The 15,597-nt window shown below is 72.0% G+C and carries 14 protein-coding genes and 1 tRNA gene; 5 read left to right on the forward strand and 10 right to left on the reverse strand.

Features of this window, described 5'->3' with window-relative positions; genetic code table 11:
- Positions 1 to 8: 8 nt before the first annotated feature.
- The 6 genes from ACGFYY_RS31475 to ACGFYY_RS31500 form a co-directional block, all read right to left on the reverse strand.
- Positions 9 to 2,033, reverse strand: a complete 2,025-nt coding sequence (locus ACGFYY_RS31475; RefSeq protein WP_393714604.1) for an FAD-dependent oxidoreductase — start codon at positions 2,031 to 2,033, stop codon at positions 9 to 11.
- 146 nt (positions 2,034 to 2,179) lie between these two features.
- Positions 2,180 to 2,827, reverse strand: coding sequence for a DUF4328 domain-containing protein (locus ACGFYY_RS31480; RefSeq protein WP_393714606.1), 648 nt, complete (start codon positions 2,825 to 2,827; stop codon positions 2,180 to 2,182).
- 144 nt (positions 2,828 to 2,971) lie between these two features.
- Positions 2,972 to 5,995 carry an alpha-mannosidase gene (locus ACGFYY_RS31485; RefSeq protein ID WP_393714608.1) on the reverse strand — a complete coding sequence of 1,008 codons (3,024 nt, stop codon included), beginning with the start codon at positions 5,993 to 5,995 and terminating at the stop codon, positions 2,972 to 2,974.
- A gap of 82 nt (positions 5,996 to 6,077) precedes the next feature.
- Positions 6,078 to 6,956 (reverse strand): carbohydrate ABC transporter permease, encoded by an 879-nt coding sequence (locus tag ACGFYY_RS31490; protein WP_393714610.1) that lies wholly within the window; start codon positions 6,954 to 6,956, stop codon positions 6,078 to 6,080.
- On the reverse strand, positions 6,953 to 7,846 hold the full coding sequence (locus ACGFYY_RS31495; protein ID WP_393714611.1) for a carbohydrate ABC transporter permease: 894 nt from the start codon (positions 7,844 to 7,846) through the stop codon (positions 6,953 to 6,955). Before ACGFYY_RS31495 ends, ACGFYY_RS31490 begins: the two co-directional genes overlap by 4 nt.
- An 89-nt stretch (positions 7,847 to 7,935) precedes the next feature.
- Positions 7,936 to 9,270, reverse strand: coding sequence for an ABC transporter substrate-binding protein (locus ACGFYY_RS31500; protein ID WP_393714612.1), 1,335 nt, complete (start codon positions 9,268 to 9,270; stop codon positions 7,936 to 7,938).
- Between the two features lie 397 nt (positions 9,271 to 9,667).
- Between ACGFYY_RS31500 and ACGFYY_RS31505 the strand changes: the two genes are divergently transcribed.
- Positions 9,668 to 9,743: transfer RNA gene (locus ACGFYY_RS31505), tRNA-Cys, on the forward strand.
- Positions 9,744 to 9,886: 143 nt separating this feature from the next.
- Here ACGFYY_RS31505 and ACGFYY_RS31510 read toward each other — a convergent pair.
- A complete protein-coding gene (locus tag ACGFYY_RS31510) occupies positions 9,887 to 10,804 on the reverse strand; it encodes a hypothetical protein (protein ID WP_393714614.1) in 918 nt (305 codons plus the stop codon).
- A gap of 352 nt (positions 10,805 to 11,156) precedes the next feature.
- Here ACGFYY_RS31510 and ACGFYY_RS31515 point away from each other — a divergent pair, with 352 nt between their 5' ends.
- Positions 11,157 to 11,648 carry a hypothetical protein gene (locus ACGFYY_RS31515; protein ID WP_393714616.1) on the forward strand — a complete coding sequence of 164 codons (492 nt, stop codon included), beginning with the start codon at positions 11,157 to 11,159 and terminating at the stop codon, positions 11,646 to 11,648.
- Here the strand turns inward: ACGFYY_RS31515 and ACGFYY_RS31520 are convergent, their stop codons facing one another.
- Positions 11,649 to 12,437, reverse strand: a complete 789-nt coding sequence (locus ACGFYY_RS31520; RefSeq protein WP_393714618.1) for a hypothetical protein — start codon at positions 12,435 to 12,437, stop codon at positions 11,649 to 11,651.
- A 219-nt stretch (positions 12,438 to 12,656) separates the two neighbouring features.
- Here ACGFYY_RS31520 and ACGFYY_RS31525 point away from each other — a divergent pair, with 219 nt between their 5' ends.
- Positions 12,657 to 12,947 (forward strand): hypothetical protein, encoded by a 291-nt coding sequence (locus tag ACGFYY_RS31525; protein WP_365271623.1) that lies wholly within the window; start codon positions 12,657 to 12,659, stop codon positions 12,945 to 12,947.
- Between the two features lie 9 nt (positions 12,948 to 12,956).
- Positions 12,957 to 13,325, forward strand: a complete 369-nt coding sequence (locus tag ACGFYY_RS31530; RefSeq protein WP_393714620.1) for a VOC family protein — start codon at positions 12,957 to 12,959, stop codon at positions 13,323 to 13,325.
- 226 nt (positions 13,326 to 13,551) lie between these two features.
- On the opposite strand, the gene ACGFYY_RS31535 is transcribed toward ACGFYY_RS31530, so the two are convergent.
- Positions 13,552 to 13,917 carry a hypothetical protein gene (locus tag ACGFYY_RS31535; protein WP_393714622.1) on the reverse strand — a complete coding sequence of 122 codons (366 nt, stop codon included), beginning with the start codon at positions 13,915 to 13,917 and terminating at the stop codon, positions 13,552 to 13,554.
- Positions 13,918 to 14,107: 190 nt separating this feature from the next.
- Here ACGFYY_RS31535 and ACGFYY_RS31540 point away from each other — a divergent pair, with 190 nt between their 5' ends.
- Positions 14,108 to 14,578, forward strand: coding sequence for a universal stress protein (locus ACGFYY_RS31540; RefSeq protein ID WP_365271615.1), 471 nt, complete (start codon positions 14,108 to 14,110; stop codon positions 14,576 to 14,578).
- Between the two features lie 302 nt (positions 14,579 to 14,880).
- Here the strand turns inward: ACGFYY_RS31540 and ACGFYY_RS31545 are convergent, their stop codons facing one another.
- Positions 14,881 to 15,567, reverse strand: coding sequence for a TetR/AcrR family transcriptional regulator (locus ACGFYY_RS31545; protein WP_393714624.1), 687 nt, complete (start codon positions 15,565 to 15,567; stop codon positions 14,881 to 14,883).
- Positions 15,568 to 15,597: the final 30 nt, after the last annotated feature.

Below are 15,597 nucleotides of genomic sequence, written 5' to 3' on the forward strand. Positions count from 1 at the left end.
CCTTTCGGTCAGAGGCCGGCGGCCAGTTCGGTGCCCTGTCGGATGGCCCGCTTGGCGTCGAGCTCGGCGGCCACGTCGGCGCCGCCGATCAGGTGGGCCTCGACGCCGGCCGCGCGCAGCGCCTCGTACAGGTCGCGGCGCGGTTCCTGGCCCGTGCACAGCACCACCGTGTCGGCGGGCACGAGGTGCTGTTCGCCGCCGACGGTGATGTGCAGGCCCTGGTCGTCGATGCGGTCGTACGTGGCCCCCGCGACGGAGACGACGCCCCGGTGCTTGAGCTCCGCGCGGTGGATCCAGCCGGTGGTGGTACCGAGGTCCTTGCCGACCTTGGTGGCCTTGCGCTGGAGGAGGTGGACCTGGCGGGGCGGCGCGGGGCGCTCGGGGGTGGTGAGCCCGCCGGGGCCGGTGTAGGTGGTGTCCACGCCCCAGTGGCGGAAGTAGACGTCGGGGTCCTGGGAGGCGCCCTCGCCGCTGTCGGTGAGGAACTCGGCGACGTCGAAGCCGATGCCGCCGGCGCCGACGACGGCGACGCGCTCGCCGACGGGCGCGCCGTCGCGGAGCACGTCGAGGTAGCTGACGACGTTGGCGTGGTCCACGCCCTCGATGTCGGGGGTGCGGGGGGTGACGCCGGTGGCGACGACGACCTCGTCGTAGCCCTGGAGGGTCTCCACGTCGGCGCGGGTGTTCAGGCGGACCTCGACGCCGGACTCCACGAGCTGGGTGCCGAAGTAGCGGATGGTCTCCTCGAACTCCTCCTTGCCGGGGATGCGGCGGGCGACGTCGAGCTGGCCGCCGATGTGGTCGGAGGCCTCGAAGAGGGTGACGGCGTGGCCGCGGCCGGCGGCGGAGACGGAGCAGGCGAGACCGGCGGGGCCGGCGCCGACGACGGCGACGCGCTTCTTGGTCCGGGTCGGGGACAGCACGAGCTCGGTCTCGTGGCAGGCGCGCGGGTTGACCAGGCAGCTGGTGATCTTGCCGCTGAAGGTGTGGTCGAGGCAGGCCTGGTTGCAGCCGATGCAGGTGTTGATGGTCTCGGAGCGGCCGGCCGCGGCCTTGGCGACGAAGTCGGCGTCGGCCAGGAAGGGGCGGGCCAGGGAGACCAGGTCCGCGCGACCGTCGGCGAGCAGTTCCTCGGCGATCTCCGGGGTGTTGATGCGGTTGCTGGTGACGAGGGGGACGCTCACCGCGCCCATCAGCCGCTTGGTGACCCAGGTGTAGGCGCCGCGCGGGACGGAGGTGGCGATGGTGGGGATGCGGGCCTCGTGCCAGCCGATGCCGGTGTTGATGATGGTGGCGCCGGCCGCCTCGATCTCCTTGGCGAGGTGGACGACCTCGTCGAGGGTGGAGCCGCCGGGGATGAGGTCGAGCATCGAGAGGCGGTAGACGATGATGAAGTCCTCGCCGACGGCCGCGCGGGTGCGCCGGACGATCTCCAGCGGGAAGCGCACGCGGTTCTCGTAGGCGCCGCCCCAGCGGTCGGTGCGCTTGTTCGTCGCGGCGGCGATGAACTCGTTGACCAGGTAGCCCTCGGAGCCCATGATCTCGACGCCGTCGTAGCCCGCGAGCTTGGCGAGGCGGGCGGCGCGGACGAAGTCCTCGACGGTGGCCTCGACCTCGGCGTCGGTGAGTTCGTTCGGGACGAACGGGCTGATGGGGGCCTGGATGGCGCTGGGGGCCACCAGGTCCTTGTGGTAGGCGTAGCGGCCGAAGTGGAGGATCTGCATCGCGATCTTCCCGCCCTCGGCGTGCACGGCCTCGGTGATCACCCGGTGCTCGGCGGCCTCGTCCTCCGTGGTGAGGCGGGAGCCTCCCTCGAAGGGGCGGCCGGCGTCGTTCGGGGAGATGCCGCCGGTGACGATCAGGCCGGCGCCGCCGCGGGCGCGCTCGGCGTAGAAGGCGGCGAGCCGCTCGAAGCCGCCCTGGTGCTCTTCGAGGCCGGTGTGCATCGAGCCCATGATCACGCGGTTCGGCAGGGTGGTGAAGCCGAGGTCCAGGGGGCTCAGCAGGTGCGGGTACCGGCTCTGGGAACTCATGAGGGGCGCCTCCTCGCGCGGGGGTGATGAACCTGTTCTAGCGAGCGGAGGCCGGTTTTGCAACTAGGTGCAAAACCGGGTGGAGGCCCGCGCGCCCCGGAATCCCCGGGGTCGGCGGGCCGGCCCGGCACCCGCTGTGGCGGAGTTCACGCCCGTGACTGCATGGCGGAGAGCCTGCGCACCCAGACGACGGCGAGGACGGCCGCCACGGCGTAGAGCAGGTCCGACGCCATGGCGACCAGTACGGAGGCGCGCGCGTCGGCGACCCGGCCGACCGCGAGCGAGGTCACCATGGCCGCGCCGAACGCGACGCACCAGGCCACGACGGGAGCCGGGGAGGCGGGCGCGGGCGCGGGTCCGCCGGCCGACGGCTTCGCCGCACCGGCCGCCCACACGCGCGCGGCGATCCCGTACGCGAGGACGGTCGGGCCCACGAGGGGGATGAACCAGACGCCGATCGCCCAGCCCGCGCCCCGGCGGAACAGCTCGGGGGCGAAGACACCCGCGTTCACCCGGACCCGGTGGAACCAGATGATGAACACCACGGCGGTGGGAACCATCGAGAGCATCGCCATGCCCATCACCGCGGAGTACAGCGCCCAGGACGGATCCGGGTCCGTGACCCCGTCCAGCGCCGCGTACCGGTTGACCCCGGCGGCCACCATCAGCAAGCGGGTCGCGGCGCACACGCCGAGGAGCACGGTGAGCGCGGTGGCCAGGCCCTTGGGCGACTGGAGCAGCGAACGGGCCGGGGGCGGTCCGAGCGGAGGCAGCGATCGGGTACCGAAGGACATGGCGAGGAAACCCCCTGGAGGCGCGGTGACATGACGAAGCCCGCCGACACGGGCGGGCAGCCGCGAACATACGGCACGGTCGTGATCACCGTCCAAGCGACAGGGCCCCGGCCCGGACGGCCGGGCCGGGGCCCCTCCGGGCGATCAGGCGCGACGCAGGCGGACCGTGACGATCTGGAACGGGCGCAGCGTGAGCGGGACCCGGCCCTCCGGGGTGGCGACGCCCACCGCCGTTCCCGCCAGGGGGCGTTCGAGCAGGTCGCTCTCCACGGCCGCCGTCAGCGGGAAGTCCGCGGTGAGGGTGGCCCGGGCGCGGCCGCCGCGGGACTCGTAGAGGCGGACGATCACGTCCCCACCGCGGTCCTCGGCCAGTTTGACCGCCTCGACCACCACCGCGTCCGCGTCGACGGCGACCAGTGGGGCGACCGGGCCGGCCCCGGGAACCACCCGCTCGGGCAGGTTCAGCGCATGCCCCTCACGGACCGCGTCCCCGACCCCGGCGCCGGGCGCGAGCGAGAAGCGCAGGGTGTGGGGGCCCTGGTCGGTCTCCGGGTCGGGGTAGCGGGGGGCGCGCAGCAGGGAGAGCCGGATCGTGGTGGTCTGGCCGCCGTCGGCCCGTACGTCACGGGTCACGTCGTGCCCGTACGTGGAGTCGTTGAGCAGAGCCACCCCCCAGCCGGGCTCTTCCGCGTGGATCCATCGGTGGGCGCAGATCTCGAACTTCGCAGCCTCCCAGGAGGTGTTGGTGTGGGTGGACCGGTACACGTGCCCGAACTGGGTCTCGGAGGCGGTTCGTTCGGCCTTCACGTCCAGGGGGAAGGCGGCCTTGAGGAACTTCTCCGTCTCGTGCCAGTCCACGTCCGTGACGATGTCGACCGTTTTGGCCCCGGCCCGCAGGGTGATCTGCTGGATCGCCCGCGACCGCCCGAAGGAGCGGGTCACGCGGACGGTCGCCGCCCGCGGGCCGCTCCCGGTGACCTCCAGCCGGTCCAGCTCCACGAGATCGGTGACCCGGTTGCGGTAGAACGCGTCGATGTCCCAGGCGTCCCACATGTTCGGGAAGTCGGGGTGGATCTGGAGCAGGTTCGCCGCCGTGCCCGGGGCGACCGTCTCGCGCCGGGCCTCCAGGTCGTAGACGGAGACGATCAGCCCACGGCTGTCGATCTCCACCAGCAGCCGGCCGTTGGCCAGGATGTGCCCGCCGCCGTGCCGCTCTTCCACCGTGACCGGCTCCCGCGGTGCGGTCGGGCGGCCCGCCCCGCCGGCCGGGACGCCGCGGCGGGCGTGCGGGGCGCAGTTGAAGACGAGTTCCTCGGTGCCCTGGCCCGCCAGCGCCTGCTGCGCGGCGAGGGTGATCGCCCGGAGCTCCCCGTGCAGGGCCGCGTACGTCTCGCGTGCCTCGCGGTGCACCCAGGCGATGGACGAGCCCGGCAGGATGTCGTGGAACTGGTGGAGCAGCACGGTCTTCCAGATCCGCTCCAGGTCCTCGTACGGGTACGCGTACCCCGTGGCCCGCACCGCGGCGGTCGCCGCCCACAGTTCGGCCTCGCGCAGCATGGACTCGCCGCGCCGGTTGCCCTGCTTGGTCCGGGCCTGGGAGGTGTAGGTGCCGCGGTGCAGTTCCAGGTAGAGCTCGCCGGCCCAGACGGGCGCGTCCCGGTACTCGGCGTGGGCCTTCTCGAAGAAGGCGTCCGGGCGCTCGATCCGGACCTTCGGGGAGCCTTCCAGGTCCCGCTGGCGGCGGGCGCGGGCGAGGTGTTCGCGGGTGGGGCCGCCACCGCCGTCACCCCAGCCGAAGGGGACGAGCGAGCGTGAACCGTGGCCCTTCTCGCGGTAGTTGCGGGCGGCGTGGGCGAGTTGGGCGCCGCCGAGGTCGCTGTTGTAGGTGTCGACGGGCGGGAAGTGGGTGAAGACGCGGGTGCCGTCGATGCCCTCCCACCAGAAGGTGTGGTGGGGGAACCGGTTGGTCTGGGACCAGGAGATCTTCTGGGTCAGGAACCACTTGGAGCCGGTGAGCTTGACGATCTGCGGCATCGCGGCGGTGTAGCCGAAGGAGTCGGGGAGCCAGACGTTCTGCGTATCGATGCCGAACTCGTCGAGGAAGAACTTCTTGCCGTAGAGGAACTGGCGGGCCATGGCCTCGCCGCCGACCATGTTGGTGTCGGACTCCACCCACATGCCGCCGACCGGCACGAACTGCCCGTCCGCGATCTTCTTCTTGATCCGCTCGAAGAGCTCGGGCCGGTAGGTCTTGATCCAGTCGAGCTGTTGCGCCTGGGACATCGCGAAGACGAACTCCGGGTGCTTGTCCATCAGGTCGACCATGTTGGAGGTGGTACGCGCGACCTTGCGGACCGTCTCACGCAGGGGCCACAGCCACGCGGAGTCGATGTGGGCGTGGCCGACCGCGCTGATCCGGTGCGCGGATGCGTTGGCCGGGGCGGCCAGCACCCCGGTCAGACACGTGCGGGCGGCGGCCGCGGTGCCGGGCACGTCATCGAGGTCGAGGGTGTCCAGGGCCGCGCCGAGGGCCCGCAGGATCTCGTGCCGGCGGGCGTCCTCGGTGTCGAGCTGGGTCATCAGGTCGTGGAGCACCTCCAGGTCCTGGACCAGCTCCCAGACCTCCGTCTCGAAGACGGTGAGTTCCATCCGGGCGAGCCGGTACAGGGGCTGGTCGCCGCAGGTCCGCAGGTCCCCCTCGTAGGTGGCCGCGTGGTCGACCAGGACCGGGTTGGAGGCCGCCTCGACGTACCACTCGACCTGTTCGCCGCCCTCGGCGCGGTCGGCCACGCGGACCCAGTCGTTGTACGGGTTGAGGGCCTTCACCTCGCCGCCGTCGGCCCGGTGGACCAGGCCCTCGCACTGGAATCCGGGCATCATCCGGTCGAAGCCGAGGTCGAGGACGGCTTCCACCGTGCGGCCGGCCCAGTCCGCGGGGACCGTACCGGTGACCTTGAACCAGGTGGTGCCCCAGGCCGGGCCCCACGGGGCGCCGATCGCGCAGGGTTCGTAGTCCGCCGCGAGCCCTTCGGTGACGGGGACGGGCTCGCCGGGGGCCTCCCAGCGCTCGACGGTCAGCGGGACCGCGCGGGAGTGGACGGCGGGCTTGACGCGCTCCTTGAGAACCCGGCGGAGGCGGTGTTCGGTGACGCTGCGGTCGTCGTGCATGACGGCTGCTCCAGGGAGGGTGGTCGGTCGGGAGGTGTCGGTCGGGGGAGGTGTCGGTAGGGATGGTGGGCCGGGGTCCGGCTCAGATCTTGACGGCTCCCTCGCCCACGCCCTTGAAGAAGAAACGCTGGAGGGCGAAGAAGAGCAGCATCATGGGGACGAGCGCGGCCATCGCGCCGGCGGCGACGAGCCGCTGGTCGTTGACGGTGGTGGCGCCGGCCAGGGTCTTCAGGCCGAGCTGGAGGGTGTAGTGGTCGCTGTTCGTGAGGACCAGCAGGGGCCACAGGAAGTCGTCCCAGGCGCCCATGAAGCTGGTGATGCAGACGACGGCCAGGGCGCCCTTGGCGGCGGGGAGGAAGACCCGGGTGAAGCGGGTCCATTCGCCCGCCCCGTCCAGGACGGCGGCTTCCTCGACCTCCCGGGGCACGGCCAGGAAGGCCGCCCGCATGATCATGATGTTGAGTACGGAGACGGCGCCGGGCAGCCACACGCCGATGAGGGTGTCGACGAGCCCCATCTCGCGGACGGTGAGGAACATCGAGATCATCACGGACTCGAAGGGGAACATCAGGGTCGCCACCAGCACGGTGAAGACGATCCGACGGCCCTTCCAGGCGGCCCGGGAAAGGGCGTAACCGCCCATCGCGGCGAAGAGCATGTTCGAGGTGATCGCGAGAACGGCGACGGTGAGGGTGTTGCCGACGTACTGCGCCAGCGGGAAGGACTCGGCGACCCGGACGTAGTTGTCGAGGGTGGGCCGCGTGGGCAGCACGCCGTCGTAGACGTTCTCGGTGCGGCCGCGGATCGAGGTCAGGAACTGCCAGACGATCGGGCCCAGCATGACCACGAGCACCAGCAGCAGCGTCGCGTACCGCCCGGCGAGGGCGATCCGGTGGTGCCCGCGGCCGGCGGCGGTGCGCCGGTCCGGCCGGTCGGTCCCGGCGGAGGACGGTGTGTTCACCGCTCGTCCCCCTTCGACAGGCGGCGGCCCAGCAGGCTGAAGACCAGGGTCAGGAGGAACAGCAGGATGGAGAGGGCGGAGGCGTAGCCGGTCTCGCCGGAGAAGCCGAGGCCGACCTGCCGGATCAGGAAGGGCAGGGTGCGGGCGCCGCCGCCGGGGCCGCCGCTCTCGCCGCCGAGGATGTAGATCTCGGTGAACACGCGCAGCGCCGAGATGGCGGAGAGGGTGCCGACCAGCAGCATCATGGGCTTCACCTGGGGCACGGTGATGCTGAAGAAGCGGCGGACGGGGCCCGCGCCGTCGATGGCGGCCGCCTCGTGGAGGGTGGCGGAGACGTTCCCGAGGGCCGCGAGGTAGAACACCATGTAGTAGCCCAGGCCCTTCCACACGGTCACGATCATCGCGGAGACCAGCAGCATCGTGGAGTCCGTCAGGAACGGGATCGGCTCGGACACGAGGTGCAGCCGCTGGAAGACGGTGTTGACGAGGCCGTCGCTGCGCAGCACCCACTGCCAGATCAGCCCGACGACCACGGCGGAGGCGATCACCGGAGTGTAGAAGGCGGAGCGGAAGAAACCGATGCCGGGGATCTTCGCCTGTACGAGGACCGCGAGGGCCAACGGCAGCAGCACCAGGCAGGGGACGACGACCACGAGGTACAGCACACTGTTGCCGGTCGCGACCCAGAAGTCGGGGTCGGCGAAGGCACGCCGGTAGTTGTCGAGGCCGACGAAGGTGCCGCCGCGCAGGATCTGGGCGTCGGTCAGGGAGAGGACGACGGTGTTGACGAACGGCCAGAGGCTGAACAGCGTCACCATCACGAGGCCGGGCGCGAGGAACAGGTACGGGGTCCACCAACGGCGGTGGGGCAGGCCGCTCTCGGTCTCCATGGCCCTCAGGGCGCGCCGCCGACGGGCCGCGGCGCGACGTCGCTCGTGGGCCGCGGCGCGGCTGAGCGCCCGGCCGGCGGCGAGGCCGGTCATTTGTCGGCCGCGGCGGCGAGGAGCCTGTTCGCCGCTTCCTGCGCCTTCCGCACCGCTGTCCGGGGGTCCTGTTCACCCTGGATGGCCTTCTGCATCTCCCGTACGACGGCGTCGCCGACCTGGTTGGTCCATTGGACGGGGGTGTTGGCGTCGAGCGCGGCGGTCTTCAGCTGGTCGGCGCCGACGGCACGGGCCAGGGTCTCCGCGTCCTTGCCGTCGCCCCTGTCGGAGAAGAACGGGTCGGCGAGACCTTGGGCGTTGGAGGGGTAGATGGTGGCCTTCCGGGAGAACTCCACCTGGTTGGGGCCGTTGGTGACCCACTTGGCGAACTCGGTCGCCGCGTCGACATGCTTCGTGTCCTTCTTGATGCCGAGCGACTGGGCGTAGATGCCGATGTGTCCGAGCTCGCCCGTGACGGCCCCGGCGACCTGGGTCTTGGCGTAGATCTGCGGGGCGTTCTTCTTGATGTCCTTGACGAAGCCCGGGGAGCCCGGACCGAAGACGATCTTGCCGCTGCCGTACAGCTGGTTGATGTCGTCGGACTTGAGGAGGGACTCCTTGGGCATGGCGCCCTTGGCGTACAGGTCCTTCATCCGCTCCACCCACCGGACGGCCTTGTCCGTGTCGAAGGTGAAGCGCTCCCGCTTCTCGTCGAGGAGGGGGATGCCCATCTTCTGCCAGTCCCCGGGCAGTCGGCCCTTGGGGTCGGCCATGAAGGCGGAGTACCGGCCGCCGGACGAGGCGGCGATCCGCTCGGCACAGTCGAAGAACTGCTCCACCCCGGTCGGTGGCGCGGCCGGATCCAGACCGGCCTGCTCGAAGAGCTCTCTGTTGTAGGTGAGGATCTCCGGGGTCACGTACCAGGGGTACGCGTACACGCTGTCGCCCTTGCCGGGAAGCTTGAACTGCTCCCAGGCTCCCGGCACGTACTCCGCGGCCGACGCGCCGTCGAGGGCGGCCACGTCGGCGAGCAGGCCCCGGTCGCCGAGGAGCTGGAAGGAGTCGGTGGAGAGGTTGACCACGTCGGGGAGGGCTCCGGCCTGGGCGTCGGCGACGAGCTTCTCGTTGTAGCCGTCGCCGGGGACGTCCTCCCAGGTGACCTTCACCTCGGGGTACCGCTTCTCGAAGGCGTCGATGACCCCTTGGACGTACGCCGTGAAGGTGGGCTTCAGCTGGAGCGTCCGGAAGGTGATCCCACCGGCCACCTCGCCCGTCCGCCGGGCCTCCTTCGCGTCGGCGGCGCCCCCGCTCAGGCCGCACGCGGTGGTCGACAGGAGGGTTCCCGCCGCCAGCAGGACAACAGCGATACGGGTCGGGTTCGAACGGGTCATCGTCGCCGCCTTTGCAGAAGTCCGGCCTCGTCGCCGGAGGCGGTGCCCACGGTCGTCCGAAAGCAAGACCTCGTCAATGAGGCAGGTGCACGGCCGGCCGGTGACGCATTGGTGGCGAATGGCCCGACCGTGCCGGAGAGGTTTCACGGGCCTCGATCTCCACCGCTCCGAACTGGACTGATGCGCTTTAGTGCAAAGACGGTCGAGCAAGGCGCTGATTCGACGACGAAGCCGCTTGTACGTCGAACTTGACTTCTTATCGACGGTCCACGACAGGTCCGCACTAATGCGCTTTACCCACACACGCGAACCGCTTTGGACGCGTGCCCGCAGCGCCGCCCACGGAACCGGGTTGTGCGCACGGCGGACGCACGTCTAGATTCGCCTCGAACGCGAACGGCGTGTAGCTCAGCAGCCAGAGCACCGACCTGCACAGTCGGAGGGCGCAGGGGCAGGACCTGCCACGCCGGCCATGGACAAGAACATCGCAGACCGACACCCGGCCCGTGCACTCCCCACCGCGGGACTCTCCCCCGCGGGACACTCCACCACGGGACTCTCCACCGCCGGACTCTTCGACCACCACCTCACCGACGACGGCCTCGCCCGGCTGTGGTCACTGCTCGACAGCGGGTGCTACGAGGTGCGGGCGCCGGAGGAGGCCGCGCTGCTCTGCGTGGCATGGCTGGTGCGTGCCGGGGAGAGCGCCGCGGCGGCCGCGCTCGTCGAGGAGATACGACCCTTCGCGGGCGGGACGCGGTTCGCACCGCACCCCGCGGACCGGCCCGTTCCGGGCGCGGACGCCATGCACGTGCGTACCGTCGGCGAGGTCGCCGCGATGCTCGCGCGCCGTACGCCGCGTCCCGGCGTCGCGGCGCAGCACGAGGCCCTGACCGTCTGGCGGCCCTTCGAGGACGAGTTGCTCGACCACTGGCTGCGCGCCGGCGCGGTCCCCGACCACGAGGTCGGTCAGGAAGGCGGGCGGGGAGCCGGGCAGCACACCGAGGAGGGTGCCGCGTTGCTCGCGCGGTACCGGCGGCTCGCGGCCACGCACACCCGCTGCACCAAGCACCTCGACCCCGGGTCCAACGCGGCCGTCCTGCGCCGAGCACTGGAGGAGCAGGTCGCCGGGCGCGCGCTGTCGCCCCGCCTCGCCGGACTGCTGCGCCGGGCCGTCGCCTCGATGGTCGCCCGACGCGGCCGGCCGGGCTCCGCGGAACACACCCGGCTGCGCGAGACCCGGGCCGCGCGGGCGGATCGGCCTGCGCACCACGACCTGGCCGCCCTCGTCCTGCGCCGGCTCGCCCCGCTCGACGTGAGCCGGGGGGTCGAGGACATCGGGCCGTTGATCGGCCCGGTCACCACCGAGGAGGCCGCACGGTACGGGCTGCCCGCGGGAACCGCCCTCCCGGCCTCGGTACGGGCCACGGTCGCCGCGGTGCGCAGCGCGCCTCTGGACACGCTGCTGGAGCACGAGCTGATCCCCTCCGCGGAGGTGCTGGGCGAGGTGGCGGAGCAGCTGATCTGCACGCACACCGCGCGGGGATACGCCGACGCGTCGCTCCGTACGCTGATGGCGGCGACCTACCGGGCCCGGCGCGGTCGCCGGTACCCGTTGTGGTGGTCCCCGGAACACCACGCCCGGATCACCGAGCTGCCCTGGGTCCGCGCGGTCGCCCCCTGGGCCGCCGACCCGGTGGAGCAGGCCCGTTCGACCCTGTGGATGATCGGCGAGGCCGGCGTACGGACCTTCCCGGGCACCGGGCTGCCCAACCTGACGGTACGGGCGCTGTCCGGGCTCGCGCGGCTCGCCGAGCTGCCGGTGCCGTTCGCCGCGGAGCCACTGGCCGACTCGTACAGCGGGATGGCCGGCCCCCGAGGTCCTGGTGGCGGCGCGGACCGCCGCCGCTCTGCTGCGCGGCACGGTGTACGAGCGCTACCACGGCATCGACTACGCGGCGGTGTCGGCCCTGGCGGACGCCCAGGACCGGGAGGGCTTCGCCCGGTTGTGCGCCGAGCGTGCGGGCCGCCCCGGACAGTCGCTGGTGAGCGACCCGGCCGTGATCGAACAGGCCCGCATCCTCACCACCTCCGACCTGGCCACCCTGGTGGTGCACGCGGGCATCGTCCCGCGGGGCGGCTGGGAGGGCGCGGCCCGGGGCGCGTTCACGGCCGCGACCGGTCGGGCGGGCACCGCGAAGAGCACCGCGCGCGCCTGGCGGCACCTGCTGTTCCACCTCGCGTTGTGCGACGCCGACGAGCGGGCCTCCGTACTCACCTGGATCGACGCGCGGGTCGCCGGGCTCCCGGCGGGCGCCGCCGCGCGGATCGCTCGACCCCTGGCCGATCTCCGTCTGGCCGCCGCCTCCGTCCGTTAGTCACTTGGGCTTGTTGCGGTAGATGCGACGGCCGGCCAGGTGCGTGGTGACCGTCTCGCCCCGCCACAGCTTCCGGTCGCCGTCCATCTCGTCCGGAGCGGGCCATCGGCCGCGGCTGATGTCGGACCGGATGCTGTCCGGCTGCAGACCGGACGCCTCGGCGATCTCGACGACGGTGTAGCGGCGGGACGGTTCGAGCGCGGTGGCCTCCCGGGTGTGGTGCTCGCCGAAGAACCGGGCGATGGCCTCCGGGTCGAACTCGATGGTCCTGCCGCGCTTGCCGATGGCGGCCGGCCACCCGGGATGCCGTCCCCATCGAGGGTTCTCCGACAGGTAGCGGGCGCTCATGCCGTAGTGCTCGGCTATCTGGGTGTACGTGACGCCTTGGCGCCCTTCGGGAGGTACGGGCCCGCCGGCGGACGCGCGCGGGCCGGCGCCGGCCGACCGCGGCCTGCCTGCGGTGCGCGGCTCCGGCGGGACCTGGCCCGGTCCTGCCTCCGCGACGGTGAGGACGACCGTACGGCCGTCCGAGTCGGTGAGCGTGTGCCGGCCCGGCGGCAGGAAGCCGGCGCCGTTCGGCGGGGCGGTGAGGCCGAGGCGCAGGTACCCGGTCTCCGGGCGGCTCGTGGCCGGGTAGAGCTCCAGGACACCGCCGTCGTCGAGCGTCGCCGCGTAGTGCTCCGGCCCGTCGCCGTGCCGCTCGCGCGCGAGGTCGAGGCCGATGCCCCGGTAGAAGTCGCGGCAGGCGTCGAGCCGGGTCGTGTAGATCACGGCGAGTTCGAGGATCATGCGGGCGCTCCCGATGTGTGGTGACTGCGAGCGGACGGTGGGCCTCGGCCCGCTCCTCGCAACAGCGTTCCTTCGCAGGGTGTTTGCCGGCGACGTGGCCGCACCGCCACCCGAACCCCCTGTCCCGGCAGCTCACTTGACTCGCCCCGGACGCGGCGCGACACGCGCCGAGCGGGAAGGTCATCCTGAATTCCTACCACGTCTGCTTACGCTGTCCCCATGACCGACAGCACCCTTTTCGATCAGCAGGTGCCCGATGACCTGCGCGTCTTGACCGCCGAGTACTTGAGCGCGGTTCGGGCGTGCCTCGCCGACATCGAGGCCCCCGTGGTGCGGGAACGAGCCGCGCGGCTGTTCACCGATCAGCTGTTGCCGGATGTGGCGAAGGCGGTCAAGGGCATACGCACCGCCGCCGTGGGCGAGCTGCGACAGGGGCGCACCCTGCGGGAAGTGTCGGTACTGATAGGGCTGTCCGTCCCCCGGGTCGATCAACTGCTCAAGGGGAAGTGAGAGGTTGTCGTGCCCCTTCGGATGAAGCTCACCGCGATCACGCTCGACTGCGCCGATCCCCAGGCACTGGCCGCCTTCTACGCCCGGGCCACCGGCTACGCGATGCACCCGAGGTCGGACCGCGAATTCGCCGGGGTCACCCGCGAGGACGGGCTGTTCCTCGGCTTCCAGCGAGTGGACGGCTACCGCGCTCCGAGCTGGCCGGACGGGTCCCCGCCCCAGCAGTCGCACCTCGACTTCACGGTGGACGACCTCGACGAGGCCGAGGCCGTGCTGGTGCGGCTCGGCGCGGGTAGGCCTGAACACCAGCCGGGCGGCGACCGGTGGCGGGTCCTCACCGACCCGGCCGGGCACCCCTTCTGCCTGACCCTGCACTGACGTCAGCCGGCTCCGGAGCGGCGCGAGGTGGGCGCGGGTCCGCTCCGCGGCCGGGGTTCGGCCGGCGTCCACCTTGGGCGCGCAGCGCATGCCGATCAGGTCGCCCGGTCACCCGACCCGGGACCCGATGCACTGGGTTCGACGCCGTCCCCGGGGCCGCCGCCCAGGAGAAGCTCCTCGTCGAGGAGGACAGCAGCTCCGACGCCCGGCATCGACCACCGACGGGTCACTTCATCGGGTACCGGGTCTTCTCCGCGAGCTTGCCGTCCTTGAAGCAGAAGCGGAGCACGGTCTCTTCGCCGTTCACGGCCTCGCCGCTCGATATGTACCAGGAGCAGGCGCTGCCCTCGGGCTCGACCGGTCCGCCCTCCTTGAGGGCGTCCTTGACGAAGCTGTCCCCGGACGGGAGCTTGCCGCGGACCTCGCTCTCCGCGTCCCCGGTCTTCACGGCCTCGTAGACCGCGGGATCGACCAGGGTCTTGTCGGCCATGTCGAGGACCTTCCCCATACCGAAGACCACTGCCACGAGGAGGCCCACACCGAGCACCAGCGCCACCACGCACCCGATCAGACAACCCTTGCGCTGAGCCACGCCCGTTCCTCCATGTCGTTCGCGTCCGGCGGCGGTCGCCTGGACACTCACACCCTCGCAAGGGGCCGGGGTCGGGGGCTGTCCTCGAAAGTCGTCGGCCGGCCCGACGATCGTCGTTCGAGGTCGGACCCACCACGCCGTGTATACAGGGAGGAGATCGACTATTCGGGCGCAGCGAGAGGATCCCACCGTGAGTGAGCAGACCATCGAGCCGCTGATCGTCGTGGGCGTGGACGGGTCGAACCATTCGAAGGAGGCGCTGCGCTGGGCGGTCGCGCAGGCCGCGATGACGGGCGCTCGGGTGCACGCCGTCATGGCCTGGGAGTGGAACCGCAATCCGTTCGCCCTCGGCCCGATGGCCGCCGAGACCGCCGACGCAGAGGCGGTGACGGCCGAGGAGGCCGCCCGCCGGAAGCTGGCGGACACGGTCGCCGCCGCCGTCGGCACCTCGCCCGGGGTGCCGGTGTTCCGGCGTGTCGAGCAGGGGTCCCCGGCTCAGGTCCTGGTGGACGCCTCGAAGGAGGCGGACCTGATGGTGGTCGGGACCCGCGGGTACGGGGGCTTCAAGGGCGCGCTGCTCGGCTCGGTGAGCCAGCAGGTCGTGCAGTACTCGGCCGGCACGGTCGTTCTCGTCCGCGAGGGCGCGGACGAGAACGACTGACGCGCGTTCGGCGGAGCAGGCGGTCGAGCAGCACCCGCAACTCGGGCGGGCACTCCTCGCGGGGAACCCCGCACTGCTCGACCAGCCGGGCCGCCCGCACGAGTTCCGCAGGGTCGTCCGAGGTGTCCAGGACCTGCCCGAGCAGGCCCAGAGCCGGGACGATGTCGGCCTGCAGGCGGTCGGGGAGCGAGTCGAGGAAGACCGTGTCCTCGGTGAGGACCAGGTCGACCAGAGCCACGCAACGCGCTCTCAACGCGTCCGCGTCATGCGTTCTGCCGCGCCGTCGGGTCGTGGGGTCCCGGTCAGCCACGGTTCCTCCGCGTCGTGGACGTCCCAGGTGAAGCCGGCCCGCCGGGAGGCGGCTGATGGCCCCCGCGGGGAACCGAGCCCGCACTCCGCTCCCAGAGGTCGGCCAGGTGGGCGTGGAGGGCGTCGTGCGCCTCCCGCGGGGTGAGGTGGCCGATGAGGACGTGCGTGGTGAGGCCGTCCGCGAGGGCGAGGAGGGTGCGGGCCTCGCGCGGCGCGTCGAGGCGCCCGGCTCCGTCGGCGTCCTCGTCGGCTTCCGCGACGAGACGGGTGAACGCCTCGTGCAGGATCGCGTAGTTCGCCTTGAGCGTCCCCGCGAGCACCTCGCTCACGGTCGCCTGGGCGACGAACGCGAGCCAGACCCTGGCCTCGGCGCGATGCTCTTCCCGGAGCAGCGCGATCTCGGTGACCGCGTGCCCCAGCGCGGTGCCGGCCGACTGGGCCGGGCTCCTGACGAGGCGGGCCTGTACGCGCTCCATGACCTGCTCACCGATGTGCCCGAGCGCGAACACGAGCATCTCCTCCTTGGTGCGGAAGCACCGCTGGACGGCGCCCATCGACACCTGCGCGCGGGCCGCGACGTCGCGCAGGGTCACGCCCTCCAGCCCCCGCTCGTCGGCGAGACGGCAGACGGCCTCCGCGATGAGGCGGCGTCGGCCCGCGTGGTCCACCTGCTTGGGCATGCCCGGCCCCTCCCTGTGCACAGCACTCCA

It is taken from the genome of Streptomyces sp. NPDC048331 (genome assembly GCF_043201215.1).
Lineage (GTDB): Bacteria > Actinomycetota > Actinomycetes > Streptomycetales > Streptomycetaceae > Streptomyces.

Coding starts and splice junctions, on each gene's coding strand:
- ACGFYY_RS31545 (WP_393714624.1), bottom strand. CDS start 15,567: ATGCCCAAGCAGGTGGACCACGCGGGCCGACGCCGCCTCATCGCGGAG.
- ACGFYY_RS31495 (WP_393714611.1), bottom strand. CDS start 7,846: ATGGAGACCGAGAGCGGCCTGCCCCACCGCCGTTGGTGGACCCCGTAC.
- ACGFYY_RS31500 (WP_393714612.1), bottom strand. CDS start 9,270: ATGACCCGTTCGAACCCGACCCGTATCGCTGTTGTCCTGCTGGCGGCG.
- ACGFYY_RS31485 (WP_393714608.1), bottom strand. CDS start 5,995: ATGCACGACGACCGCAGCGTCACCGAACACCGCCTCCGCCGGGTTCTC.
- ACGFYY_RS31520 (WP_393714618.1), bottom strand. CDS start 12,437: ATGATCCTCGAACTCGCCGTGATCTACACGACCCGGCTCGACGCCTGC.
- ACGFYY_RS31480 (WP_393714606.1), bottom strand. CDS start 2,827: ATGTCCTTCGGTACCCGATCGCTGCCTCCGCTCGGACCGCCCCCGGCC.
- ACGFYY_RS31525 (WP_365271623.1), top strand. CDS start 12,657: ATGACCGACAGCACCCTTTTCGATCAGCAGGTGCCCGATGACCTGCGC.
- ACGFYY_RS31475 (WP_393714604.1), bottom strand. CDS start 2,033: ATGAGTTCCCAGAGCCGGTACCCGCACCTGCTGAGCCCCCTGGACCTC.